Consider the following 23846-nt stretch of genomic DNA (forward strand, 5'->3'; position numbering starts at 1 on the left):
AATTCTGATGTTATTCACTTTTTTCGGGCACTTTATGTCACTGTTCTCAACTGCACCTCAATCTCTTTGCATACTTCGCCTCTCCGCGATTGGCGATGTTTGTCATGCTATTTCTGTGGTTCAAGCCATCCAGAAGCAGTGGCCTGAAACGAAAATCACTTGGATAACGGGCAAAATAGAAGCCATGCTGATCGGCGATCTACCCGGTATTGAGGTGATTGTTTTCGATAAGAAACAAGGCTTCAAAGGAATGCGTGAATTATGGCGTCAGCTATCTGATCGTAAATTTGATGCACTTCTGCATATGCAAGCCGCACTCAGAGCCAGCGTGCTATCTTGGGGAATAAAGGCGAAGTGCAAAGTGGGATTTGGCAAAAACCGTACTCGTGAAATGCAGTCACTCTTTACCAACCACCATCTACCTATTTCAGATAAGTTTCATGTGTTGGATAACTTTGCCGAATTTGCTCGCTACATTGGTGCCCCCTTCGATAAGCCTCAATGGGATATCCCTTTAACACCTGAAGATGAACAACTCGCAATTAGCACCATGGCAGACAAGCCGACCTTGGTTATCTCCCCAGCTGCAAGCAAAGATTCACGCAATTGGTTAACTGAGCGATATGCAGCTATTGCTGATTATGCTGTCGAACAAGGCATGCAAGTGGTGTTATGTGGTTCTCCGGCACCAAGAGAAGTTAACCTTGGTAGCGACATCGAAAAATTATGCCAGTCGCCAGTAACCAACTTGATTGGCAAAACGAACTTGAAGCAACTGACTGCCGTACTGAAACATGCAACGGTGGTATTGGCACCTGATACTGGCCCAGCCCACTTGGCAACTACGCAGTCAACGCCTGTAATCGGCTTGTACGCACACAGCGACCCTCGTAGAACAGGACCTTACAACGATCTCGATATCGTAGTGAGTGTTTATCAACAGCACGTAGAAGCACAACAAGGTAAACCAGTCGCAGACCTTCCATGGGGAACCCGTGCTAAAGGCGATGACCTGATGAAAGACATCACACTCGATATGGTAAAGCAGCAACTCGATAAGGCCTTAAACTCTAGTAAAGTACCGAATTCGAACACTACATTAAGCAAGGACAGCTAAAATGAGCACACACGTTATTTATCCAGGAACTTTTGATCCGGTGACCAATGGCCACCTTGATATCATTGTTCGTGCCGCTAGCATGTTTGACCATATCACTGTTGGAGTAGCAGCGAGCCCAAGTAAAAAAACCATGTTTGAGTTAGATGAACGTGTAGAGTTGTTACGTGATGCGGTGTCTCACTTACCTAACGTATCTGTAGAGGGATTCTCAGGGTTACTAGTCGACTTTGCTAAACAGCAGCAAGCAAACGTATTAGTACGTGGTCTAAGAACAACCATGGACTTTGAGTACGAGTTTGGTCTCACTAGCATGTATCGTAAGCTCCTACCTGGCCTTGAAAGCGTATTTCTGACCCCTTCAGAAGAGTATGCTTTCCTCTCTTCAACCATTGTTCGTGAAGTCGCTATACACGGAGGGGATATTAGCCAGTTTGTACCTCAAAAAGTAGCAAACGAAATCACAATAAAAACAGCCAAATAATTCTCTTTATCTACTCCGAAAAACAAAAATAGCGCTCATTGAGCGCTATTTTTAATTCAAAGCTATCAATTACTACAGCGAGTAATAAGCTTTATACCAATCCGCGAAAGCTTTCGCTCCTTCTTGGATCTTAACTTGAGGCTTGTAGCCAACCGCTTCAAACAAATCTTCCGTATCAGCGTAAGTCGCGTACACATCACCAGGCTGCATTGGCATGAAGTTCTTTTTCGCTTCAACACCTAGAGCACCTTCTAATGCTTCGATGTAGTCCATCAATTTAACCGGGCTACCATGACCGATGTTAAATACGCGATATGGTGCTGAGCTGGTTGCTGGTGAGCCTTGCTCAACCGTCCAATCTGGCTGCTTAGCTGGAATACGGTCTTGAACACGAATAATACCTTCAACGATATCATCGATGTAAGTGAAGTCGCGCATCATGTCGCCATTGTTATAAATGTCGATTTCTTTGCCCGCTACGATTAGATTCGCAAACTTGAACATCGCCATATCAGGGCGACTCCAAGGGCCGTAAACCGTAAAGAAGCGAAGACCTGTCGTTGGTACGTCGTATAAATGAGAATAGGTATGCGCCATCAACTCATTCGACTTCTTAGTCGCGGCGTACAGTGAAATCGGGTGATCAACACTGTCTGCTGTATGGAATGGCATTTTTTGATTCAAGCCATAAACGGAACTCGATGAAGCATAAACGAGGTGTTCAACCTTATTATGGCGACAACCTTCAAGAATAGCTAAGTGACCGACAAGGTTGCTATCGGCATACGCCATTGGGTTATCAATTGAGTAACGAACGCCAGCTTGCGCCGCTAAGTGAATCACACGGTCAAATTTTTGCTCAGCAAACAGCTTCGCCATGCCCTCTCTATCAGCAAGATCCAGCTCAATAAAGGTCAGGTTTTCATGTTCGATACGTTTAAGGCGGTCATGCTTTAAAGAGACTTCGTAGTAGTCATTCAAGTTATCAATACCGACAACCTCATGGCCTGCTGCGCATAGTCGCTCTGACACTGCAGATCCGATAAAACCGGCAACGCCAGTTACTAAATATTTCATTCTACTATTCTCAATTCATATCATTAATGTAATTGTAGCGACTAGCACTTATATCTACTAGCAGTAAAAAGTGAACGCGCGTTCAGTTTTTTTATACTTGGCACTCTTCGCAAAAAAACGTATTTCTTTGCCCTATTTTCAATTCTTGAATCAGAGCTTCACAGCTTGGGCACTTTTCACCCGCTTTCCCATACACTTGCAGCTCTTGGGCAAAGTACCCGGGCTTGCCATCTGCTTGTGCGAAATCTTTTAAGGTAGTACCGCCTTGTTTAATGGCGGTGGCGAGCACTTGTTTGATCTCTTTGGTCAACAAGGCCCACTCTGCTTTTGTCACTTTGTTTGCCGATCGTAACGGGTGGATTTTTGCAGAGAACAAGGCTTCGTTAGCGTAGATATTCCCGACACCGACCACTACTTTGTTGTCCATGATGAACTGCTTGACTGCGACTTTACGCTTTTCTGCTTTCTCAGCGATGTAATCAGCGTTAAAGTCGTCCGTTAACGGCTCAGGACCAGAACCAAGCAACACAGAGTGGACTTCATCAGGCGCCGACCACAACCAAGCGCCAAAGCGGCGAGGGTCGTTGTAGCGCAATACTTTGCCATTGGTGAGCTTAAGATCCACGTGATCGTGCTTGGCTGCTGGAAAGTCAGCGTCTAATACGCGTAGTGAGCCAGACATACCAAGGTGAACAATGGCAGTGCCAGTATCCGTTTCAATCAATAGGTACTTTGCACGGCGCGAGATGGAGCGAATCATCTGCCCTTCTAATGCTTTTAACTCTTGTGGGATATCCCAACGCAGCTTGGGCGTGCGAAAAGTAAGAGTTTTAATGGTCTCACCGACTAAATGAGGCGAGATCCCCATTCTGCTTACTTCGACTTCGGGTAATTCAGGCATAGTTAGTCGTCCGATTTAGAGGAGTGGTTAGCGTTAAAGCTTGGAAACAGGTAGCTCTCTTCAATAGACACCGCCAACCACTGATCATTCCAGTTTTTTAACAACCAGAACTCAGGCAATTGATAATAGGTAATACGCTGGGGCTCTTCTTGGTCTTGATACCATACTTCGATGGTGTGTGGTGTATTTAACCGAGGCGTAAGGTCTGTGTAGGTCTGTGAGTCGACTTCCGTGCCCACAAGCTCTTTCCAACGTTGTGACAGCTCTTGTGCATTGGTGGCTTGAGGAAAGTCAGTATCTTCGAACTGGTAAACCCATTGATTATCTTGTTGAATGACAGACCACTTAGCAAAGTGTAACGCTTGAAGCTTTGCTGTTGGGTTCAGGAGATAAGGATAAGGGCTATCAACCTGCGGTTCAGGCTCGATAAGGTACGCTTTGATCAATGTTGGAAGGTTTAACACGCCAATAAAAGCGATCACACTGAACATGAGTATGTTGTTCCACCGGCGTCCACGATATCTCATCTGATTCTGCTCATCTAACCTATTGAACATTCAGTATATCGTGAAAGTGGCAATACTTTCTATGTTGTACAGATTTCTATCTATCAGAGGCTATATCAAGCAAGAATAATTGAGTTCCTCAAATTGTAGATATAAAAAAACCCAGCGATTAAACTGGGTTTTTCAATTCTTTCTTCTACTGAAGAAGAGCAAAAAAAGCATCAATTACTTGATTTTAGCTTCTTTGTACATAACGTGTTGGCGAACTACTGGATCAAACTTTTTGATCTCAAATTTGCCTGGCATGTTACGCTTGTTCTTATCAGTTGTGTAGAAGTGACCAGTACCTGCAGAAGATACTAGACGAATTTTCTCACGAATGCCTTTAGCCATTGCTTAATTCCTCTTAAACGTTTTCGCCACGTGCACGGATATCAACAAGAACAGCATCGATGCCTTTCTTATCAATGATACGCATGCCTTTAGCAGTTAGACGTAGTTTAACAAAACGTTTTTCGCTCTCTACCCAGAAACGATGAGTTTGTAGGTTCGGCAGAAAACGGCGCTTAGTAGCATTGCGTGCGTGTGAACGGTTGTTACCCGTTACTGGACGCTTACCAGTTACTTGGCATACTCGGGACATGAATGTCTTCTCCAATCGTTTCAGCTCGATATCAACCTTGGTGGCCGAACCTCTCTATCAATTAAAATAGAAGGTAAAAACCGTTATGGAAAATCCATACAAGGCTATCAAAGGTCGCGCATTATACTAACTTGACACGCATTGCTCAAGACCCGAACAGATCCTTTTTACGGATTTCGTGATCTTTTTTTGTGCAGCGCAGCTTGCTTGAGTAATCAGAGCTGATTTTAGGTCTAAAAATGTGGCCGGAATAATAGCAGATTTAACGCAACTAACAACCTAAAATGTGATTCAAATCCATCCACGCTCTGCAAAAGAGACAACTTCACCATCTCCAACGACAAAATGGTCGAGAACTCGGATGTCCACCAGCGCTAATGCGTCGGTTAATCGGCGTGTAATCCGCCTATCCGCTTGGCTGGGCTCAGCAACACCTGAAGGATGGTTATGAGCTAAGATTAATGCCGCCGCATTATGATGAAGTGCCCGTTTAACCACTTCCCGCGGGTAAACCGATGCGGCATCGATGGTTCCTTCAAACATCACCTCGTCCTTTATTACCCTATTTTGGTTATCAAGGAACAATATATAAAAGGCTTCTCGCTGGCGATCGCGCAACATGCTCGAGAGATAAAGCTTAGTATGACTTGGGCTAGTAAGCGCATCTCCACGAGATAAAGTCTCTGCTAGATAACGCTGCGTCATCTCTAATACAGCCTGCAATTGAACATACTTGGCCTGCCCCATCCCTTTATGAGCACAAAACTCTTCCTGTGTTGCTGAAAAAAGATGACGGAGTGAGCCAAAGTCTTTGATCAACTTGTCAGCGAGTTCCAACACGTTCATTCCTTGTGTCCCTGTTCGCAGGAATATCGCGAGCAGTTCAGCATCACTCAAAGAATCAGGCCCTCTATTTAACAACTTTTCTCTCGGCATCGATTCGGCAGGTATTTTATCTATTGGCATATAAAGACAATCATTGGTCATGAACACAACCCATCACCTTAATGAGATCGTAATCAGAGATCCTTCGATAGAGATCAAAGGAAACGAGACACTAACAAAATCGTGTAATTGATAAGTTTGATAACACCAACTTGATGAGCGTCAACTCTGTTCTAATTCTGCTTCTAGGCACTAATCCTTTGTTCTGATATCGTAAGTCCCAGAGAAATTAAGGAACAGAATCATGCAAACATTGGTTAATCAACTGGATAACGCTGACCTACAAGGCCTAGCTGGGAAAAAAATCCTACTTGGCATTAGTGGTGGTATCGCTGCGTATAAATGTGCCGAACTGACTCGACGCTTAATTGAACGTGGGGCGCAAGTACAAGTCGTGATGACAAATGCAGCCAAGGAGTTCATCACTCCTCTCACCATGCAAGCCGTCTCTGGAAGGCCGGTGTCTGATAGTTTGCTTGATCCTGCTGCTGAGGCTTCCATGGGGCACATTGAGCTCGCAAAGTGGGCTGACTTGGTATTACTAACACCAGCAACCGCAGACCTGATTGCTCGCATGACAGCTGGTATGGGTAACGACCTACTGACCACTTTGGTTTTAGCAACCGATGCGCCAGTTGCGGTATCTCCAGCAATGAACCAGCAAATGTACAGCCACCCTGCGACTCAAGAGAACATTGCGACACTAAAACGTCGTGGTTGTGAGATTTGGGGACCGGCGGCTGGCGAGCAAGCGTGTGGTGATGTCGGTATGGGTCGTATGTTAGAGCCAATGCAGCTCGTGCATCGCTGTGAAGACTTCTTCCAACCTAAGCCGCTTACTGGCCGTTCTGTGCTTATTACTGCAGGCCCGACTCGTGAAGCGATTGACCCGGTGCGTTACATTACCAACCACAGCTCGGGCAAGATGGGCTATGCACTGGCTGAAGCAGCCGCGAAACAAGGCGCAACAGTGACTCTAATCAGCGGCCCTGTTTCATTAGCAACGCCAAATAAAGTTAATCGTATTGATGTCGACAGCGCACAACAGATGTTTGATGCCGTTACTGCTAACGCTTCTCAACACGATATTTTCATCAGCTGCGCCGCAGTTGCCGATTACCGCCCTGAGACCATTGCAGACCAAAAGCTTAAAAAGGTCGACGGTAAAGACGACATGACCATTCAAATGGTTAAAAACCCAGATATTGTCGCTTCTGTCGCTTCAATGACCGAAGGTCGCCCATTTACTGTCGGCTTCGCAGCAGAAACTCAAGATGTTGAGAAGTACGCACGCGGTAAACTGGAAAGAAAGAACCTCGATATGATCTGCGCCAACGACGTCTCAGTTGAAGGCCAAGGCTTCAATAGCAGTAGCAATGAGCTGCACCTTTATTGGAAAGGCGGCGATAAATCTCTGCCACTGGAAAGCAAAGACACACTTGGTTTCCAGATCCTCGATCAGATCCAACAGCTTATTAATGTATAAACGCACAAATTTGCTCTGATAATCTGCTGACACCTCTCGATTCTGTTGACCTAGGGCTTACAAAACTAGGAAACAGAATTGAATGGTGTTTATAATCCTTCTTCACTCAATCCTCATCTTTAGGAAAGGAAGTAAATAGATGGCTGGTACTCGAAAATCAAACCGTCGTGAAGAAATCCTACAAGCTCTCGCACAAATGTTGGAATCGACCGAAGGTGCTTCTCGTATCACAACGGTAAAGTTGGCCAAGCAAGTGGGTGTTTCTGAAGCTGCGTTATACCGCCACTTCCCAAGCAAAGCCCGCATGTTTGAAGGCCTGATCGAGTTCATTGAAGAAGCGTTGATGTCTCGAATCAACCGTATTCTGGATGAAGAGAAAGACACGCTAGAGCGCATACGCCTAGTACTACAACTTATCTTAGTTTTCTCAGAACGTAACCCAGGCCTGACTCGAATTTTATCTGGTCATGCTCTAATGTTTGAAAATGAACGCCTGCGTGATCGCATCAACCAACTTTTCGAACGCATTGAGACGCAACTTCGCCAGATCCTGCGTGAAAGAAAGCTTCGTGAAGGGAAATCATTCCCGGTTGATGAGAAAATCTTAGCCGCTCAACTGCTCGGTCAAGTTGAAGGCAGCTTGAATCGATTTGTTCGCTCAGACTTCAAATATCAACCAACAGAAAACTTTGATGCTTATTGGGCACTGCTAAGCGCTCAGATTAAGTAGCAATCAAATTAAGTGGCAATCAAATCTTAAGTGATGGTTATGACGACGAAAACTTCTTCAGCAAACGGCACAGCACAACACGTGATTACTAAGCCGCCTTTTACTCTAGCTCTACTTCACCCTAAATATTGGGGTGTATGGTTTGGTTTTGGGTTATTGGCGCTTATTGTTAACGTTCTCCCTTATCGCCTCTTACTGCTGTTAGGCCGATCGTTAGGCTCTTTGGGTGCTCGCTATGGTAAAAAGCGCGTCGCGGTAGCAACACGTAACTTGGAGCTCGCCTTCCCAGACAAGCCAGCAGATGAAGTCGCGGCAATGGTCAGTGAGAACTTTAAGAACACAGGTATGGCACTCATCGAAACCGGCATTACCTGGTTCTGGCCAACGTGGCGTTTCAAGCGCATCCTAGTAGATAAAGACACCCAAACACTGCGTACGCACAAAGCTAACGGTAAAGGTGTTCTTCTATGCTGTGTGCATGCCTTAAACCTAGAGATCACTGCGCGAGCAATGGCTGTTCTCGGTATTTCAGGTTTAGGTGTTTATCGCCCGCACAACAATCCGGCTTATGAATTCATTCAATACCGTGGTCGTACTCAAAACGGCAACCGCCTGATTCACCGTAAAGACGTGAAGCGTATGATTCGAATCCTGCGTCAGGGTGAGATCCTTTTCTACCTACCGGATCATGATTACGGTCGTAACAAGTCTGTGTTTGTGCCTTTCTTCGCTGTAGAAGATGCATGTACTACAACAGGCACTAGTATTCTGGCTTATACGAGCCGATGCGCACTTGTTCCGGGTTCTGGTTTTAGAAATGCCGATGGCAAGTATGAGATCATGGCCGATGAATCGATCGAAGATGACTATCCACAGAAAGATGAGAAAGCGGCTGCCGCCTACATGAACCGCTACCTTGAGAAGATTATCTTAAGAGCACCAGAACAGTGGATGTGGCTGCACAAGCGCTTTAAGACCATGGAAGACCCAGAAGTGGAGCGCGGCATTCGTTATAAATAATGAATACTGAACCAAAAGAAAAGGGGCTGATGAATCATCAGCCCCTTGTGCATTCTATAGTCTAATTACGAGTAGTATTAGATGCCGTATTGAGCGCGGTACGCTTTTACTGACTCTAGGTGTGCTGCGTCTGTGCCTTTCTCTTCAAGGAAAGTCACCAAGTCAGTCAGGCTAACGATTGAGATAATCGCACAACCGAAGTCACGCTCAACTTCTTGAATCGCAGACAGTTCGCCTTTGCCCTTCTCTTGACGGTCGATAGCAACAAGCACGCCCGCTAAATCAGCGCCATTTGCTTGGATGATTTCCATCGACTCACGAATCGCAGTACCTGCAGTGATCACGTCGTCCACTAACATGATGCGACCTTCAAGCGCGCTACCGACAAGGTTGCCACCTTCACCGTGGTTTTTCGCTTCTTTACGGTTGAAGCAGTAAGGCGTGTCTACATCGTGGTGATCCGCTAGTGCAACCGCTGTCGTCGTTGCAATTGGGATACCTTTGTATGCAGGACCAAATAGTACATCAAACTCAATGCCAGAATCAGCCAATGCTGCTGCGTAGAAGCGACCTAAGCGCGCTAGGTCACGACCTGTATTAAACAATCCAGCATTGAAGAAGTAAGGGCTCTTGCGGCCAGACTTTAAAGTAAACTCACCAAACTTAAGTACTTCTTTCTCTAGTGCAAATTCAATAAATTCACGTTGATATGCTTTCATGCTCATCCTCTATGTTTACTCAATAAAACTTAACTTACGCCCTGTACCACCCTTTCAGGTTTTACAGACAAAAAAATAGCCCCCAAATTGGGAGCTATTAAAAATGACTAGTCGGCCAACGCAGCTTTCTGCGCTTCGACGATATCGGCAATGCCCTTATTAGCCAGGGCTAAAAGCTGCATCAGCTCTTCGTGGCTGAACGGTTCGCCTTCTGCTGTGCCTTGAATCTCAATCATCTTACCGTCTTCCGTCATTACAACGTTCATGTCGGTATCGGCTGCTGAGTCTTCAACGTACTCAAGGTCACACAGTGCTTGTGCACCAACGATGCCCACTGAAACTGCCGCTACGTGGCCTTTCATTGGGTTCTTTTTCAGTTTGCCGCTTGCTAGTAGGCTGTTGATAGCATCAGCCATTGCAACGCTTGCACCTGAGATAGAAGCAGTACGAGTACCGCCGTCTGCTTGGATAACATCACAATCGACAGTGATCATAATTTCACCCATTACTTTCAGGTCAACAACAGCACGTAGGCTACGAGCGATCAGACGTTGGATTTCCATCGTACGACCACCTTGCTTGCCGCTCGCCGCTTCACGACGGTTACGAGTGTGCGTTGCACGTGGCAGCATGCCGTATTCAGCCGTTACCCAACCCTTTCCTTGGCCTTTTAACCAACGCGGTACGTTTTCTTCTACCGTCGCATTACATAGAACTTTAGTGTTGCCGAACTCAACTAATACAGAACCTTCAGCATAAGCTGTGTAGTTACGAGTAATTTTAATTGGACGAATTTGATCTACAGCGCGGTCATTTGGACGCATTGGTATCTACCTTATTAACAGTCTGAAGTGATTTACTATCGAAAGAGTGCATCACCTAAGAAAGGGGTGAGACAGTTTTGATTGGGGCAAGATTATATAGCAGTTTATCGTGCAAATCTATTTACCGTTCAAAGCTATTTATCACGAAAGGCTATTTACAGTGAAAAGCGACAAGCTTCGAGAGCACACCATATCGTGATACTATGCGTGCGCGTTATTTTCAGAATGATAAAAGACAGGAAAATTCGATGATTTATAGTATGACCGCGTACGCACGCAAAGAAGTAAAAGGCGATTGGGGCAGCGCAGTATGGGAAATCCGTAGTGTAAACCAACGCTACCTAGAAACTTACTTCCGTATGCCTGAACAGTTCCGTGGTTTAGAGCCAATCTTGCGTGAGCGTTTCCGTAAGCGTCTAGCGCGCGGTAAGGTTGAATGTAACCTACGCTTTGAAGCAAACCCTGCTGCAAAGGGCGAACTAAGCATTAACGAAGGTTTGGCTCAGCAAGTAATCAATGCGGCGAACCAAGTAATGACGATGACTGGCGAAGAGAGCCGTTTGAACCCATTCCAAGTCATGAACTGGCCTGGTGTGATGGAAACGCCAGAGCAAGACATGGATGCCATCAACAAAGACCTACTTGAAGCATTCAACGATGCTATCGCAGAGTTCATTGATGCTCGTGCTCGTGAAGGTGAGAACATGAAGGCGCTAATCGTACAGCGCTTAGATGCAATCACTGAAGAAGTAGTGAAAGTTCGTGCACGCATGCCTGAGATCCTAGAGTGGCAACGTGAGCGTCTTCTTACCAAATTTGAAGATGCGAAAATCGAACTTGAAGGTTCTCGTGTTGAGCAAGAGCTTATCCTGCTAGCGCAGAAGTCAGACGTAGCAGAAGAGCTAGACCGTCTAGATTCTCATGTGAAAGAAGCGAATGCAGTACTGAAGAAAGGCGGCGCTTGTGGCCGTAAGCTAGACTTCATGATGCAAGAGTTCAACCGTGAGTCAAACACGCTAGCGTCTAAGTCTATCAGCACAGACATCACAGCATCGGGCGTAGAGCTTAAGGTTCTTATCGAACAGATGCGTGAGCAGATCCAAAACATTGAATAACAGTCTGTAAGCTGTACACGATAAAGAATAATCAGCTTAATCAGTGTTGATTAGATCAAAATGAGCTCCTAATTTTAGGGGCTTTTTTTTATGGATACAGTAATAGTAATCAGGATGAGCAAGTGACTGGTTGTTACGTAGAAGGTTGAGTTAGAGCAAAGAACAGATACAACGATAGTTAGAACGAGATAACGGACGTAAAACAGGATTTTTGAATACTTAGAGAGGGTATTGCTAATGGAGAAGAGTGTTGCGGTAAAACTGAGGGGGGAAACAAATTTGAGAGAGAAAGTGACGCAAGTTGCTGTTGCAACCTGCGCCGACTTAAAATCTTATAGAGCTACAACGTTTGCAGCTTGAAGACCTTTTTGGCCTTGCTCTACTTCGAAAGACACTTGTTGGCCTTCTTTAAGAGTCTTGAAACCTTCAGAAGCGATTGCACGGAAGTGTACGAATACGTCAGCGCCGCCGTTGTCTTGAGTTAGGAAACCGAAGCCTTTCTCTTCGTTAAACCATTTTACTACGCCGTTTACTTTGTTAGACATGATGTGTCCCTTATATAAAAATAAAAAATTAATCGCCAAAAGTGCGATGCGCTGAAAGCTTGAATTATTTAATGTATCTATGAAGCCAAGGGAAACACTGAGAATAACAATGAAGCAATACTAAGGGTTTTACTTTACAACTGATGTTTCATTTAATAACTCTGAAAACAGAGCGAGGCCATTCTTGGTGATCTGGGTCGGGTTGTAAAGCTTTATTTGAAAATAATTGATGTTTTTTTGTTCGGTTGGCTTGAATTCAAGCCCAGCTAGGTCGCCGGGCTTGATTTGTAAGACTTTGATCTCAAAAAATTTACTCGTCCGGCTGCTTAGTTCTGAGATCGACATATGGCCAGTAATGGTGACCGACTCGAATCAACAGAGTTGCTGCTGCTAAGATAAATGCCGCTAAAGATAACCAAACGATCAATACCGCATCGAGTTCTTTCATGCCCAAAGTGATGTAACGAGCAATCGCCATCATCGCGATATAGATTGGGTATCGCACTGGGATCTTACCGTTCATCACAAACTGCTGAACCATCGCCAACACTTCTAAATAGATAAACATCAGCAGAATGTCGGTCAATTGCACTCGGCGTTCAGCGAAGACATGCATGAACTCTTCGACCATCGCAAACAAGGTCGCGAGCGTGATCGCCACCAGCAATACCGCTTCCATAATGTGGAATACTTTTAAAAACGGCTTACTAAAAGATTTAGGTAAGTGAGAAGGCATAGTCACTCTTCAAAAAATAATTAATCCAGTCTCTACAATAGCATGCATCAATATAAGTCGCGTACTGTCAAAGCACCGACTTTAGGCTAACGCCATCAACTCATCGGTAACCAACATTAAGAAGCAACGGTAAAAAGCAACAAATACAAAAATGGCCCCGCATTCACTGCAGAGCCATCTGTTTGTCTTTTACTTAGCGACTTCTTAGTGACTAATTAGCCTTAAAGCAGAATCAGGTAAGTTAAGAACACCACACACAGTCCGTAGATAAGCGGGTGTACTTCTTTGCGCTTACCTGCCACAACCATTGTGAATGCGTAGCTGATGAAGCCCATCGCCATACCGTTCGCTGGAGAGAAGCTTAGCACTGTGAACATGATGGTAAAGAAGGCTGCAATGCGTGACTCTTTCTTTTCCCAGTTGATCTGACCAAGACGACCTACCATGTAGATGCCGACTACTACCATCGCCGGTGCAACCATTGCAGCCGAGAAGATAGAGAAGATTGGGTATAGGAATAGCGAGATTAGGAACAGACCAGCCACCATGACTGCTGCCAAACCCGTTTTTGCACCTTGAGAAGAAGCGATGCCAGACTCAGAGAAAGCAGTGATCGATGTGGTACCAAGAATTGAACCAATCACAGTACCGCCCGCATCTGCTACTAGAGCCGATTTCGCGTTTGGCACCTTGCCGTCTTTATCGATGATACCCGCATCACGGCCAACGCCGACAATGGTGCTCAAGCCATCAAAGAAATCGACAATCAAGAAGATAAGTACGATGAACAGTAAGTCGAACATTTTCTCTGGCGTGAAAGCAGAGAAATCGAAGATAGCGCCGAAGCTGCCAGCCATGCTTGGTGGCATAGCAATGAACTGCTCTGGGATTGGTGCGTTTGAAGTGCCCATGAAGACGTCAGCAAGAATCGTCAACACGATAGCAGAAACGAATGAGATGAACGTTGCTAGCTTGATGTCACGAACCATACAACCCAGTGCGATGAAGATGCTCACGTAAGCGATGATCACTTTTGGATCAGAAATGTCGCCTAAGCCTACCAATACGAATGGGTTAGAAACGATGATGCCCGCATTCTTAAGACCTAAGAAAGCAATGAACAGTCCGAGAGACACGGTAATCGCCAACTTCAAATCTTCAGGAATCGATTCAATCATCGATTTACGAATATTGGTCAATGAGAACGCAAGGTACAAAATACCAGATAGGAAGATACCGAACAGCGCTTCATTCCAAAGCACGGCAACAGATCCACTTAACAGCAGACCTTTGAAAAAGCCGTTCATACTCATGCCCGGCGCTAGCATTACAGGGTAGTTGCCCCAAATGCCCATAATTAGGGTTGCGATTGCCGCAGACAGAGCCGTTGCAGTAAACACGGCACCTTTGTCCATGCCTGGAATATCACCCAAAATTGCTGGGTTAACCGCCAGAATGTAACTCATCGCCAAGAAAGTAATGAAACCCGCATACAGCTCAGTGCCAATCGTGGTTTTTCTTTCAGTGATTTTAAACATCGAATCAAGCGAGCCAGAGGTGTTCTGGGCTTTCAGGGTGGAATCGGTACTCACAACAAAACCTTTGCAATAAATTAAGAATTTGGTGATTCAAATGCTGTGTGAATAGAGAGGTCTCTACACTAAAAACTGTAGTCACCAAGGTAGGCTCGGTAGTAGAAACATCTAGTCCATATCACTAGATATATACAGCATTTAATCGTTTGCGCGGATTGTAAGGATTGAGATTAAAACTTCAACAAATTTTGTCCAGATCACATAAAAAAGTACCGATGACGAGTCATTACATTTATACAAAGATCCTTGAGAAGATCATTTGCTGATAAATAACGATCAAGCCAGTTGTTCTCAATCATCTAAATATGCTACTCTTCGCCTCCATTTTTCTGACCTAATTTTCACCAGTTGCTTCTATTAGTTTTACTCGTTATCTCTTTATAGACGTAACCAACGGCACAATTAGTAGATGCGCCATCGGAACAAAAATTAGAGTCAGTGCTATCTTTTAAAGTGTAGGTTTATTGCCTTCACTCAATCCAACCAACAGTGGAAATATACAGATGGGCAAAGGTACTCTTTACATCGTATCTGCACCTAGTGGCGCAGGTAAGTCGAGCTTGATCTCAGCAATGCTAGAAACCAATCCAACCTACGCAATGAAGGTATCTGTTTCACACACCACTCGCGGTATGCGCCCTGGTGAAGAAAATGGTGTTCACTACCACTTCGTAGAGAAGCATCATTTTGAAGACCTTATTACTAAAGGTGAATTCCTAGAGTACGCTGAAGTGTTCGGCAACTACTACGGTACTTCACGCGTTTGGATTGAAGAAAACCTAAACCGCGGTATCGATGTGTTCCTAGATATCGACTGGCAAGGTGCTCGTCAGATCCGTGAACAAATGCCTCAAGCGAAGAGTGTATTCATTCTTCCACCATCAAATGGTGAGCTAGAGCGTCGTTTGAATGTTCGCGGTCAAGATAGCGACGAAGTTATTGCGAAACGCATGAGCGAAGCAAAATCTGAGATTTCTCACTATGCAGAATACGATTATGTGATCGTAAATGATGACTTTGATGCAGCCTTAATGGACTTCAGAGCAATCATTCGTGCGGAACGTTTGAAAGAAGATAAGCAAGCAGCTAAATACAGCGGCATGCTTACTGCTTTATTAGCGGAATAATCTAGATCCCCTAGATTTTCTATTGAGATAAGTATACGGTGATCTAGAAAGTATCTAGTTAAACTTGTATACTTTCTCGTCATCAAAAATTTATTAGTTAATTACTATTTGGAGTCCTCATGGCACGCGTAACTGTTCAAGACGCTGTTGAAAAAGTTGGCAACCGTTTCGACCTAGTTCTTATTGCGGCTCGCCGCGCACGTCAAATGCAAACTGGCGGTAAAGATTCACTAGTGCCTGAAGAAAACGATAAGCCAACGGTTATCGCTCTTCGCGAAATCGAAGAAGGTCTTATCACTAAAGACGTACTAGATGCTCGTGAACGTCAAGAGCAACAAGAGCAAGAAGCGGCTGAACTTGCAGCAGTAAGCAGCATCGCTCACACTCGTTAGCTCATATTCGCAAAAAGCGTCATTCGAACTAATTAACCTTCCGGGCCTTTAATTTGTATCTATTCGATAGCCTCAAAGACGTTGCCCAAGAATACCTAACAGAGCCTCAAATTGAGGCTCTGCGTCAATCTTATGTGGTAGCGAGAGACGCCCATGAAGGGCAAACCCGCTCAAGCGGTGAACCATACATTATCCACCCTGTAGCTGTTTCAAGAATCCTGGCAGAAATGCGTCTGGATATCGAAACCCTGCAAGCTGCTCTGCTTCATGATGTCATCGAAGACTGTGATGTCACTAAAGAAGATCTAGAGGAAAAATTTGGCAATACCGTTGCTGAATTGGTTGATGGTGTATCTAAGCTGGATAAGCTTAAATTTCGTGATCGCAAAGAAGCGCAAGCAGAGAACTTCCGCAAGATGGTTCTCGCCATGGTGCAAGACATCCGCGTTATCTTGATCAAATTAGCTGACCGTACTCACAACATGCGCACGCTTGGGGCACTTCGTCCTGACAAAAAGCGTCGTATTGCTCGTGAAACCCTAGAGATTTATTCTCCACTAGCTCACCGTCTTGGTATTCATAACATCAAGACCGAACTAGAAGAGCTGGGCTTTGAAGCCCTCTATCCTAACCGTTATCGCGTACTTAAAAACGTAGTGAAAGCTGCGCGTGGTAACCGTAAGGAAATGATCCAACGTATCCATAGCGAAATTGAAGGCCGCCTTGAAGAGGTCGGTTTGCCTGCTCGCGTACTTGGTCGTGAAAAAAACCTGTTCTCCATCTACAACAAGATGAAAACTAAAGAGCAGCGCTTCCACACCATTATGGACATCTACGCTTTCCGCGTCGTGGTTGATACCCCAGATACTTGTTATCGCGTACTTGGTCAGGCTCACAGCCTGTACAAGCCTCGCCCTGGCCGCATGAAAGATTACATTGCGGTACCAAAAGCCAACGGCTACCAATCTCTGCACACGTCAATGATCGGCCCTCACGGGGTGCCAGTTGAAGTTCAGATCCGTACTGAAGATATGGATCAAATGGCAGACAAAGGTGTCGCAGCGCACTGGTCTTACAAAGGCAACGGCTCACGCAGCAGTAATGGCACAACCGCACAGGTTAAAGCACAACGTTGGATGCAGAGCTTACTTGAGCTGCAACAAAGCGCGGGTAACTCATTCGAATTCATTGAAAACGTTAAGTCTGATCTGTTCCCTGATGAGATCTTTGTGTTCACGCCGAAAGGTCGCATTGTCGAACTTCCTGCGGGCGCAACAGCGGTCGATTTTGCTTACGCGGTACATACCGATGTCGGCAACATGTGTGTAGGTGCTCGTGTAGACATGAACCCTTACCCACTCAGCAAATCGCTGAAGAACGGTCAAACTATTGAGATCATCAGTGCTCCGGGCGCACGTCCGAATGCAGCATGGCTCAACTACGTAGTGACCTCACGCGCACGTACAAAGATCCGTCAGGTTCTAAAAACCATGCGTCGTGAAGAGTCGATCACGCTAGGCCGTCGTTTACTGAATCATGCACTTGGCGAACACTCTATTGCCGATATCGGCCAAGAGAATATTGACCATGTATTGTCTGACTTACGCCTAGAAAGCGTTGAAGACTTACTGGCATCGATTGGTCTTGGTGAGCTGATGAGTATCGTTATTGCTCGTCGTCTACTGGGTGATGCTGACGAACTGACTGAAGTGGAAAACAACAGCGACACACCAAGGAAGAAATTGGCTATCCGTGGTGCTGAAGGTCTACTACTGACGTTCGCTAACTGTTGTCACCCAATTCCAGATGATCACATCATTGCCCATGTATCGCCAGGTCGTGGCCTTGTGGTTCACCGTGAAACGTGTCCAAACGTTCGTGGTTACCAGAAAGAACCAGACAAATACATGGCGGTTGAATGGTCTGACGATTACGACCAAGAGTTCACTGCTGAACTTCAGGTTGATCTGCAGAATCACCAAGGTGCACTGGCTGAGTTAACTAACGTTATCTCGAAAACAGGCTCGAACATTCACGGTATTTCAACTGAAGAACGTGATGGTCGCCTGTACACAGTGACTATCTTGCTGACCACCAAAGATCGTGTTCATCTTGCAAGTATTATGAAAAAGCTACGTGTGATGCCACACGCGCTGAAAGTAAGACGTCGTAAGAACTAACGTTTAAACTTGATAATAGTTTTGCCAAGAATTTAAATCCCCTTAATGCTTTATCGCTTAAGGGGATTTTTATAACCGTAATCCTAGTATTTACCGCGCTCCCTCCCATTCCTGCCTGTACAAAAATCCAGTAAAATGCTTGAATAGATCATCTCTCTTACGTTTATGAGCCTTGTTATGTCACAGCTTTTATCTGCTATCCCTCTCAACTCTTTATCTGGAGTCGGCGCTAAAGTCGCAGAGAAACTGGAAAAGGTTGGGCTTAACAACGTACAAGATCTGCTTTTTCACCTCCCTTTGCGCTATGAAGATAGAACACGTATCTACCCCATCGTAAAACTGCACGCGGGCTTATGGGCTGCAGTGCAAGGCAAGGTAATGCACGTCGATACCATTTTCGGTAAACGTAAGATGCTCGCAGTAAAGATCAGTGATGGTAATGGCACTATTACACTGCGTTTTTTCAACTTCACTGCAGGCATGAAGAATAACTTTGCCGAAGGCAAACAAGTGCATGCTTATGGTGAGATCAAGCGCGGTAATATGGGGCTTGAGATCGTCCACCCTGACTACAAATTCTTTGCGCCGAGGCAACAGCCAGACGTTGAAGCCAATCTGACTCCGGTGTACCCAACCACCGAAGGGCTAAGACAAGTCACGCTGCGTAATCTTACCGATCAAGCCTTAGAGCTAATCGACAAGGCCGCAGTTAACGAGCTTCTCCCATCAGGTTTATACGACCACCAAATTACCCTCGCACAAGCACTGCATACCATTCACAGGCCGCCCCCGGGCATTGACCTAGAGCTGTTTGATGAAGGCAAGCACCCTGCGCAACTGCGCCTAATTATGGAAGAGTTACTGGCTCAAAACCTGTCTATGTTGTCTGTTCGTAGCAAAGGGCAGCAAGACAAGGCAATGCCTTTTCCTCCAGTAAACACCCTTAAAGATAAGCTACTGGCTCAGCTGCCGTTTTCACCAACCAATGCCCAAGCACGAGTGACCAAAGAGATCGAAGCTGACTTGGAAAAGCCGCATCCTATGATGCGTTTAGTGCAAGGTGATGTGGGCTCTGGTAAAACCTTAGTCGCTGCACTGGCGGCGGTTCGCGCATTGGAACACGGTCAACAAGTAGCACTTATGGCACCCACTGAACTACTCGCAGAACAACACGCGATTAACTTTGCCAACTGGTTTGAGGCAATGGGTATTCAAGTTGGATGGCTAGCAGGTAAGCTCAAAGGCAAAGCTCGTGAAACTGAACTAACACGTATTGCCAGTGGCGAAGCGCAAATGGTGGTCGGTACTCATGCCCTGTTCCAAGAGCATGTCGAGTTCAAAAACCTTGGTTTAGTGATCATTGATGAACAGCACCGATTTGGTGTCCACCAGCGATTAGAGCTACGTGAGAAAGGCGCAAAGCAAGGCTACTACCCCCATCAGTTGGTCATGACCGCTACCCCAATCCCACGAACGTTAGCAATGACGGCCTATGCCGACCTCGAAACTTCGATTATTGATGAACTGCCACCGGGACGAACCCCAATTCAAACCGTGGCAATTCCTGATACCAAGCGCGATGACATTGTTGAACGTGTGAAAAATGCGTGTCTCAATGAAGGCAAACAAGCCTACTGGGTATGTACGCTGATTGATGAATCGGAAGTACTGGAAGCTCAAGCTGCAGCTGATACTGCTGAAGAGCTGCAACGCAAACTGCCTGACGTCAAAATTGGTCTCGTGCACGGCCGAATGAAGCCCGCCGAGAAGCAAGCAGTAATGCAGGAATTCAAAGAGAACAAGCTGCATCTATTGGTTGCGACAACCGTGATTGAAGTTGGTGTGGATGTTCCGAATTCGAGCTTAATGATCATCGAGAACCCAGAACGTCTTGGCCTAGCGCAACTGCACCAACTGCGTGGCCGTGTCGGCCGAGGTTCGGTCGCAAGTCATTGTGTATTGTTGTATCACTCTCCGCTGTCTAAAACCGCTCAGAAACGCCTAGGTGTGCTACGTGAAAGTAACGATGGCTTTGTGATAGCTCAGCGTGATTTAGAGATCCGTGGCCCCGGCGAACTGCTTGGTACCAAACAAACAGGCTTGGCCGATTTTAAGATTGCCGACTTAGTGCGAGACCAACGTTTGATCCCTGAAGTGCAGCGTATTGCTCGTCATATTCACGATAGCTACCCAGACAACGCCAAGGCGATCATCAACCGCTGGCTAGGCGAGCGCGATGTTTATTCCAAGGCTTAGCTAACGCTGAGACTGCATAAAAAGACAAAAAGGCTTCCCTTCAAGGAAGCCTTTTTAGTGCTAGTAAACTTTCAGTTCTAGGGCTTAACAGGGAAACTGATCTGCGCTTTTAAGCCACCTTCACTGCGGTTATTGACCACAACAGCACCTTGATGCTGGCTAACGATACGTTTCACAATTGCTAAGCCCAAGCCCGTTCCTTCGCTACCACGAGCCGTGTCACCACGCGTGAAAGGTTCAAACAGCTTTCCGATCTGGTCTTGTGGAATACCCGGCCCGTTATCTTCTACCGTCACCCAAGCAAGCTTGTTATCCGCCGTCATACCAGTTGATACCTTGACCCAACCATTACCGTAACGCAGCGCATTCACCACCAAGTTACTCACGGCACGCTTCATCGCGATCGGATTACCTAGCGCTGGCTTCATCGATTCTGGAATATCGGTTTCAATCTGAACCTCGTAGCCACCCTCAGAGCTCGATACCTCACGAGCAATATCATCGACAAATACCTCTTGGAATGAAGTTCGATCAACGGGTTTTAAATAATCCATAAACTGACTGATGATCTCGTTACACTCTTCAGTATCACTGATGATCCCGTCGGCTAAGTAGGCTTCCTCTGGTGACATCATCTCAGTCGCTAAGCGAATACGCGTTAACGGAGTACGTAAATCATGACTGATACCTGCCATCAACAAGGCGCGGTCTTCCTCTAGCTCTTGGATGCCTTTAGACATCTGGTTAAAGGCTCGAGTTACCGAGCGAATCTCTTGTGCACCTTGAACTGGCAATGGCGGTGGAATATCACCTCGCCCAACACCTTGCGCCGCTTTCTCTAGCGCTATCAACGGCCGGTTTTGCAAGCGAATAAACAGCCAACCACCCGCAACAATCAACAACGCCGTGATCAGGCTGTTGCGGAATAGCGGGGCAAAGTCTTCTTCTTGCAGCTCTGATAACGGAATACGAATTAAAGAGTTGGGTAACTGCGCAATGTCCATCCAAAGCACATAGCTCTCTTTACCCAAGATCAGCCGCACTTCAGTTTCAGAACCCAGCTCCTTGGTCATCTCCTCACTCATCAGGTCGATTGCGACCGCATGGTAATACTCACCCGCCGCTTCGCTGCCCTTGGCGTGAACGGTTACCCCGAGCTGTTCAAGCACACGCTGACGCAATGGCGCATCGATCTCGATATCACTGCCTTGGTCCAATACCAGGTTTAGCTCGTGAGCCAAAATCTTATTAAACTGCTGCAAACTTGGCATCAACGCATAGTTAAACACCGCGTAATAAGAAAAAATTTGGCTAGCGACCAATAGCGTTAAGAAAAGCACTATCGACTGAGTAAAGGAGCTACGTATACGCATGGGGTACCCGAGATGTAGAAAGATAAAGAAAGTGTTATATGACTATAACTCTAAACCATTGTGCTGAATAGAAAACGGGCCATCGCATATTAATGAGATGACCCGTAAGATTCACAGAATCGATAAAGCTACTGTAGAGCTTATTAAGCTGAATTACACAGCTTTGCCATCTGGAACGAATACATAACCCAAGCCCCACACCGTTTGGATGTAGCGAGGTTTGCTTGGATCTTCTTCAACTAGACGACGCAGACGTGAAATCTGAACATCGATAGAACGTTCCATTGCTGAATACTCACGGCCACGAGCCATGTTCATCAGCTTATCGCGAGACATTGGCTCACGAGCATTCGTTACCAAGGACTTAAGAACCGCAAATTCACCCGAAGTAAGCGGCATTGGCTCTTCACCGCGGAACATTTCGCGAGTACCTAAGTTCAAGCGGAACTCACCAAACTCAACCACAGACTCTTCTGTGCTTGGTGCACCCGGTGCTTCAATGACTTGGCGACGCAGTACAGCTTTAATACGAGCAAGCAGTTCACGTGGATTAAATGGTTTTGGCAGGTAATCATCAGCACCCACTTCCAAGCCCACAATGCGATCCACTTCATCACCCTTTGCAGTAAGCATCAGGATTGGTAGCGAGTTGTTTGCGTTTCGTAGACGACGACAGATCGATAGACCATCTTCGCCCGGCAACATTAAATCCAATACCATCAAGTGAAAATTTTCACGGGTTAACAGGCGGTCCATCTGCTCACTGTTTGCCACGCTACGCACTTGAAAGCCCTGCTCTGACAGATAGCGCTCTAACAGTGCACGTAAACGAGCATCGTCATCGACCACTAAAATTTTGTAGTTTTCTTGCATGTAATGGTTCCACCTATTAAAGCTTAAACCTAAGGTTAAGCATTCTTGGTAAATTGTATATTGGTATAAGACATTAAAAATGTAACATTATTGGAGAAAAAGTCGCCTAAATAATTGTTAACGTATGTTGCCTTTCTATATATTCTATCTTAGATCATCATTTCATTAAGTCAGATTTATGAAAACCAAACTTATTACTCGAGAAGGTTATAACAAGCTCAAAGCAGAACATGACCACTTATGGCACGAGAAACGCCCTGAAATTACTAAGATAGTCACTTGGGCGGCAAGCCTTGGAGATCGCTCAGAAAACGCAGATTACACCTTCAATAAGCGTCTACTTCGTCAGATCGATCGCCGAGTGCGTTTTTTAAGAAAGTTCCTACCTGATGTCACGATCGTTGATTACTCGCCACAACAAGAAGGTAAGGTATTTTTCGGTGCTTGGGTCGAAATTGAGAATGATGATAGGGAAATTAAGAAGTTTCGAATTGTCGGCCCAGAAGAGATCTACGGCGATGCTAAAGGCTATATCTCTATCGACTCACCAATGGCTAGAGCTCTGCTCAAGAAAGAAGTAGATGACGAGTTTACGGTAAAAACACCGGAAGGCGACAAAGAGTGGTTCATTAACTCGATTCGCTACGCAGACAACGAATAACCAAACTTAATAAACACTTAGCGATAAACTGAGTGTTCAGCAAACCCAAACTCCAGATAAAAGAAAACCCCGCAAGGCTTTCGCCTAGCGGGGTTAAGTCTCTATCGCAGCAATCCGGCTACTGTTTATCTCTTCGAGATAAGGTGCTCCCTGCATCTTTCCTTGATAGTGGCTAAATCCTTTAACCAATTTCCTTTTTGTTCATCGCCATCCTAGCGGTGTCCATTCTAGCCTGTCATCCTGACTGGCGAATCTCATCCAGAGATTATCACTTCCTTGCTGACCACTCATCCTAAGTAATCAAATCTTCATCCTGAAGATACCTAGTCCATTAGGCTTTTTCCTGTTCCTGCCAACTCCCTGTCGACAAGTTAAATATTACGGCAAATGGCCGTGTTTCCTAGATAGTCTTAAAAAACATTTCAGGTGAGAAATACGCCCACAAACACACAATCAAATAAAATCAGCAACTTAGTGTAACATCAAGACGATTTCATCGGTCTAAAGCGACTTAGTCTCACATCACTTGTAAGAGATCTCG

General features: G+C 45.6%; 24 protein-coding genes and 1 riboswitch. Of the genes, 11 read left to right on the top strand and 13 right to left on the bottom strand.

The window, feature by feature from the left end:
- Positions 1 to 34: 34 nt before the first annotated feature.
- Together AB4384_RS06810 and coaD are read left to right on the top strand one after the other, a co-directional pair.
- Complete coding sequence (locus tag AB4384_RS06810; RefSeq protein WP_372129184.1) at positions 35 to 1117, top strand: glycosyltransferase family 9 protein; 1083 nt, start codon at positions 35 to 37, stop codon at positions 1115 to 1117.
- 1 nt (position 1118) lies between these two features.
- A complete protein-coding gene (gene coaD / locus AB4384_RS06815) occupies positions 1119 to 1601 on the top strand; it encodes a pantetheine-phosphate adenylyltransferase (RefSeq protein WP_371714009.1) in 483 nt (160 codons plus the stop codon).
- 72 nt (positions 1602 to 1673) lie between these two features.
- Here the strand turns inward: coaD and AB4384_RS06820 are convergent, their stop codons facing one another.
- The 6 genes from AB4384_RS06820 to radC all read right to left on the bottom strand — a co-directional run bounded on the left by AB4384_RS06820 (position 1674) and on the right by radC (position 5694).
- Positions 1674 to 2678, bottom strand: a complete 1005-nt coding sequence (locus AB4384_RS06820) for an NAD-dependent epimerase (protein ID WP_010433784.1) — start codon at positions 2676 to 2678, stop codon at positions 1674 to 1676.
- Between the two features lie 91 nt (positions 2679 to 2769).
- A complete protein-coding gene (gene mutM / locus AB4384_RS06825; RefSeq protein WP_372129185.1) occupies positions 2770 to 3579 on the bottom strand; it encodes a bifunctional DNA-formamidopyrimidine glycosylase/DNA-(apurinic or apyrimidinic site) lyase in 810 nt (269 codons plus the stop codon).
- Positions 3580 to 3581: 2 nt separating this feature from the next.
- A complete protein-coding gene (locus AB4384_RS06830) occupies positions 3582 to 4106 on the bottom strand; it encodes a hypothetical protein (RefSeq protein WP_032546317.1) in 525 nt (174 codons plus the stop codon).
- A gap of 204 nt (positions 4107 to 4310) precedes the next feature.
- On the bottom strand, positions 4311 to 4478 hold the full coding sequence (gene rpmG / locus AB4384_RS06835) for a 50S ribosomal protein L33 (protein ID WP_002535344.1): 168 nt from the start codon (positions 4476 to 4478) through the stop codon (positions 4311 to 4313).
- 13 nt (positions 4479 to 4491) lie between these two features.
- Complete coding sequence (gene rpmB, locus AB4384_RS06840; protein WP_004728407.1) at positions 4492 to 4728, bottom strand: 50S ribosomal protein L28; 237 nt, start codon at positions 4726 to 4728, stop codon at positions 4492 to 4494.
- A gap of 291 nt (positions 4729 to 5019) precedes the next feature.
- Positions 5020 to 5694 carry a DNA repair protein RadC gene (gene radC, locus AB4384_RS06845; RefSeq protein ID WP_017071069.1) on the bottom strand — a complete coding sequence of 225 codons (675 nt, stop codon included), beginning with the start codon at positions 5692 to 5694 and terminating at the stop codon, positions 5020 to 5022.
- A gap of 223 nt (positions 5695 to 5917) precedes the next feature.
- Between radC and coaBC the strand changes: the two genes are divergently transcribed.
- From coaBC to lpxL, 3 genes are all read left to right on the top strand, one after another.
- Complete coding sequence (gene coaBC, locus AB4384_RS06850) at positions 5918 to 7159, top strand: bifunctional phosphopantothenoylcysteine decarboxylase/phosphopantothenate--cysteine ligase CoaBC (RefSeq protein ID WP_372129186.1); 1242 nt, start codon at positions 5918 to 5920, stop codon at positions 7157 to 7159.
- Between the two features lie 139 nt (positions 7160 to 7298).
- Positions 7299 to 7889: a nucleoid occlusion factor SlmA gene (gene slmA, locus AB4384_RS06855; protein ID WP_004741428.1), complete on the top strand. Its 591-nt coding sequence runs from the start codon at positions 7299 to 7301 to the stop codon at positions 7887 to 7889.
- A 39-nt stretch (positions 7890 to 7928) separates the two neighbouring features.
- Positions 7929 to 8909: an LpxL/LpxP family Kdo(2)-lipid IV(A) lauroyl/palmitoleoyl acyltransferase gene (lpxL, locus tag AB4384_RS06860; RefSeq protein WP_017063085.1), complete on the top strand. Its 981-nt coding sequence runs from the start codon at positions 7929 to 7931 to the stop codon at positions 8907 to 8909.
- 77 nt (positions 8910 to 8986) lie between these two features.
- Here lpxL and pyrE read toward each other — a convergent pair whose 3' ends face one another.
- Together pyrE and rph are read right to left on the bottom strand one after the other, a co-directional pair.
- Positions 8987 to 9628 (bottom strand): orotate phosphoribosyltransferase, encoded by a 642-nt coding sequence (gene pyrE, locus AB4384_RS06865; RefSeq protein ID WP_017059267.1) that lies wholly within the window; start codon positions 9626 to 9628, stop codon positions 8987 to 8989.
- Between the two features lie 107 nt (positions 9629 to 9735).
- Positions 9736 to 10452, bottom strand: coding sequence for a ribonuclease PH (gene rph, locus AB4384_RS06870; RefSeq protein ID WP_009847983.1), 717 nt, complete (start codon positions 10450 to 10452; stop codon positions 9736 to 9738).
- A gap of 248 nt (positions 10453 to 10700) precedes the next feature.
- On the opposite strand from rph, the gene AB4384_RS06875 reads away from it, so the two are divergent.
- The gene (locus AB4384_RS06875; protein ID WP_017063084.1) at positions 10701 to 11567 is read left to right on the top strand and encodes a YicC/YloC family endoribonuclease; all 867 of its coding nucleotides are present in this window, start codon (positions 10701 to 10703) and stop codon (positions 11565 to 11567) included.
- Between the two features lie 332 nt (positions 11568 to 11899).
- On the opposite strand, the gene AB4384_RS06880 is transcribed toward AB4384_RS06875, so the two are convergent.
- The 3 genes from AB4384_RS06880 to AB4384_RS06890 form a co-directional block, all read right to left on the bottom strand.
- The gene (locus AB4384_RS06880; RefSeq protein WP_017071067.1) at positions 11900 to 12112 is read right to left on the bottom strand and encodes a cold-shock protein; all 213 of its coding nucleotides are present in this window, start codon (positions 12110 to 12112) and stop codon (positions 11900 to 11902) included.
- Between the two features lie 310 nt (positions 12113 to 12422).
- Positions 12423 to 12848, bottom strand: coding sequence for a phosphate-starvation-inducible protein PsiE (locus AB4384_RS06885; protein ID WP_017062464.1), 426 nt, complete (start codon positions 12846 to 12848; stop codon positions 12423 to 12425).
- A 221-nt stretch (positions 12849 to 13069) separates the two neighbouring features.
- Positions 13070 to 14440 carry an NCS2 family permease gene (locus AB4384_RS06890; protein ID WP_017062465.1) on the bottom strand — a complete coding sequence of 457 codons (1371 nt, stop codon included), beginning with the start codon at positions 14438 to 14440 and terminating at the stop codon, positions 13070 to 13072.
- A 58-nt stretch (positions 14441 to 14498) separates the two neighbouring features.
- Positions 14499 to 14598, bottom strand: a riboswitch (purine riboswitch).
- 348 nt (positions 14599 to 14946) lie between these two features.
- Between AB4384_RS06890 and gmk the strand changes: the two genes are divergently transcribed.
- From gmk to recG, 4 genes are all read left to right on the top strand, one after another.
- Positions 14947 to 15570 (top strand): guanylate kinase, encoded by a 624-nt coding sequence (gene gmk, locus AB4384_RS06895; RefSeq protein ID WP_017062466.1) that lies wholly within the window; start codon positions 14947 to 14949, stop codon positions 15568 to 15570.
- Positions 15571 to 15689: 119 nt separating this feature from the next.
- Positions 15690 to 15962 carry a DNA-directed RNA polymerase subunit omega gene (rpoZ, locus tag AB4384_RS06900; protein ID WP_009848003.1) on the top strand — a complete coding sequence of 91 codons (273 nt, stop codon included), beginning with the start codon at positions 15690 to 15692 and terminating at the stop codon, positions 15960 to 15962.
- Positions 15963 to 16015: 53 nt separating this feature from the next.
- On the top strand, positions 16016 to 18142 hold the full coding sequence (gene spoT, locus AB4384_RS06905) for a bifunctional GTP diphosphokinase/guanosine-3',5'-bis pyrophosphate 3'-pyrophosphohydrolase (protein WP_372051182.1): 2127 nt from the start codon (positions 16016 to 16018) through the stop codon (positions 18140 to 18142).
- A gap of 177 nt (positions 18143 to 18319) precedes the next feature.
- Complete coding sequence (gene recG, locus AB4384_RS06910; RefSeq protein WP_102249009.1) at positions 18320 to 20398, top strand: ATP-dependent DNA helicase RecG; 2079 nt, start codon at positions 18320 to 18322, stop codon at positions 20396 to 20398.
- A gap of 77 nt (positions 20399 to 20475) precedes the next feature.
- On the opposite strand, the gene envZ is transcribed toward recG, so the two are convergent.
- The gene (envZ, locus tag AB4384_RS06915) at positions 20476 to 21771 is read right to left on the bottom strand and encodes a two-component system sensor histidine kinase EnvZ (protein WP_372129187.1); all 1296 of its coding nucleotides are present in this window, start codon (positions 21769 to 21771) and stop codon (positions 20476 to 20478) included.
- Positions 21772 to 21924: 153 nt separating this feature from the next.
- Positions 21925 to 22644 (bottom strand): two-component system response regulator OmpR, encoded by a 720-nt coding sequence (gene ompR / locus AB4384_RS06920; protein ID WP_008218409.1) that lies wholly within the window; start codon positions 22642 to 22644, stop codon positions 21925 to 21927.
- Positions 22645 to 22822: 178 nt separating this feature from the next.
- Between ompR and greB the strand changes: the two genes are divergently transcribed.
- Entirely contained in the window at positions 22823 to 23305 is a 483-nt protein-coding gene (gene greB, locus AB4384_RS06925; RefSeq protein ID WP_372129188.1) for a transcription elongation factor GreB, read from the top strand.
- Positions 23306 to 23846: the final 541 nt, after the last annotated feature.

It is taken from the genome of Vibrio sp. 10N.261.51.A4 (assembly GCF_041471945.1).
In the GTDB taxonomy this organism is placed as follows: Bacteria; Pseudomonadota; Gammaproteobacteria; order Enterobacterales; family Vibrionaceae; genus Vibrio; species Vibrio crassostreae_C.

What these genes read in the sequence shown, in the direction of transcription:
- AB4384_RS06810 (WP_372129184.1), top strand. Translation starts at nt 35, where the DNA reads ATGTCACTGTTCTCAACTGCACCTCAATCTCTTTGCATACTTCGCCTC.
- coaD (WP_371714009.1), top strand. Translation starts at nt 1,119, where the DNA reads ATGAGCACACACGTTATTTATCCAGGAACTTTTGATCCGGTGACCAAT.
- AB4384_RS06820 (WP_010433784.1), bottom strand. Translation starts at nt 2,678, where the DNA reads ATGAAATATTTAGTAACTGGCGTTGCCGGTTTTATCGGATCTGCAGTG.
- mutM (WP_372129185.1), bottom strand. Translation starts at nt 3,579, where the DNA reads ATGCCTGAATTACCCGAAGTCGAAGTAAGCAGAATGGGGATCTCGCCT.
- AB4384_RS06830 (WP_032546317.1), bottom strand. Translation starts at nt 4,106, where the DNA reads ATGAGATATCGTGGACGCCGGTGGAACAACATACTCATGTTCAGTGTG.
- rpmG (WP_002535344.1), bottom strand. Translation starts at nt 4,478, where the DNA reads ATGGCTAAAGGCATTCGTGAGAAAATTCGTCTAGTATCTTCTGCAGGT.
- rpmB (WP_004728407.1), bottom strand. Translation starts at nt 4,728, where the DNA reads ATGTCCCGAGTATGCCAAGTAACTGGTAAGCGTCCAGTAACGGGTAAC.
- radC (WP_017071069.1), bottom strand. Translation starts at nt 5,694, where the DNA reads ATGCCAATAGATAAAATACCTGCCGAATCGATGCCGAGAGAAAAGTTG.
- coaBC (WP_372129186.1), top strand. Translation starts at nt 5,918, where the DNA reads ATGCAAACATTGGTTAATCAACTGGATAACGCTGACCTACAAGGCCTA.
- slmA (WP_004741428.1), top strand. Translation starts at nt 7,299, where the DNA reads ATGGCTGGTACTCGAAAATCAAACCGTCGTGAAGAAATCCTACAAGCT.
- lpxL (WP_017063085.1), top strand. Translation starts at nt 7,929, where the DNA reads ATGACGACGAAAACTTCTTCAGCAAACGGCACAGCACAACACGTGATT.
- pyrE (WP_017059267.1), bottom strand. Translation starts at nt 9,628, where the DNA reads ATGAAAGCATATCAACGTGAATTTATTGAATTTGCACTAGAGAAAGAA.
- rph (WP_009847983.1), bottom strand. Translation starts at nt 10,452, where the DNA reads ATGCGTCCAAATGACCGCGCTGTAGATCAAATTCGTCCAATTAAAATT.
- AB4384_RS06875 (WP_017063084.1), top strand. Translation starts at nt 10,701, where the DNA reads ATGATTTATAGTATGACCGCGTACGCACGCAAAGAAGTAAAAGGCGAT.
- AB4384_RS06880 (WP_017071067.1), bottom strand. Translation starts at nt 12,112, where the DNA reads ATGTCTAACAAAGTAAACGGCGTAGTAAAATGGTTTAACGAAGAGAAA.
- AB4384_RS06885 (WP_017062464.1), bottom strand. Translation starts at nt 12,848, where the DNA reads ATGCCTTCTCACTTACCTAAATCTTTTAGTAAGCCGTTTTTAAAAGTA.
- gmk (WP_017062466.1), top strand. Translation starts at nt 14,947, where the DNA reads ATGGGCAAAGGTACTCTTTACATCGTATCTGCACCTAGTGGCGCAGGT.
- rpoZ (WP_009848003.1), top strand. Translation starts at nt 15,690, where the DNA reads ATGGCACGCGTAACTGTTCAAGACGCTGTTGAAAAAGTTGGCAACCGT.
- recG (WP_102249009.1), top strand. Translation starts at nt 18,320, where the DNA reads ATGTCACAGCTTTTATCTGCTATCCCTCTCAACTCTTTATCTGGAGTC.
- envZ (WP_372129187.1), bottom strand. Translation starts at nt 21,771, where the DNA reads ATGCGTATACGTAGCTCCTTTACTCAGTCGATAGTGCTTTTCTTAACG.
- ompR (WP_008218409.1), bottom strand. Translation starts at nt 22,644, where the DNA reads ATGCAAGAAAACTACAAAATTTTAGTGGTCGATGACGATGCTCGTTTA.
- greB (WP_372129188.1), top strand. Translation starts at nt 22,823, where the DNA reads ATGAAAACCAAACTTATTACTCGAGAAGGTTATAACAAGCTCAAAGCA.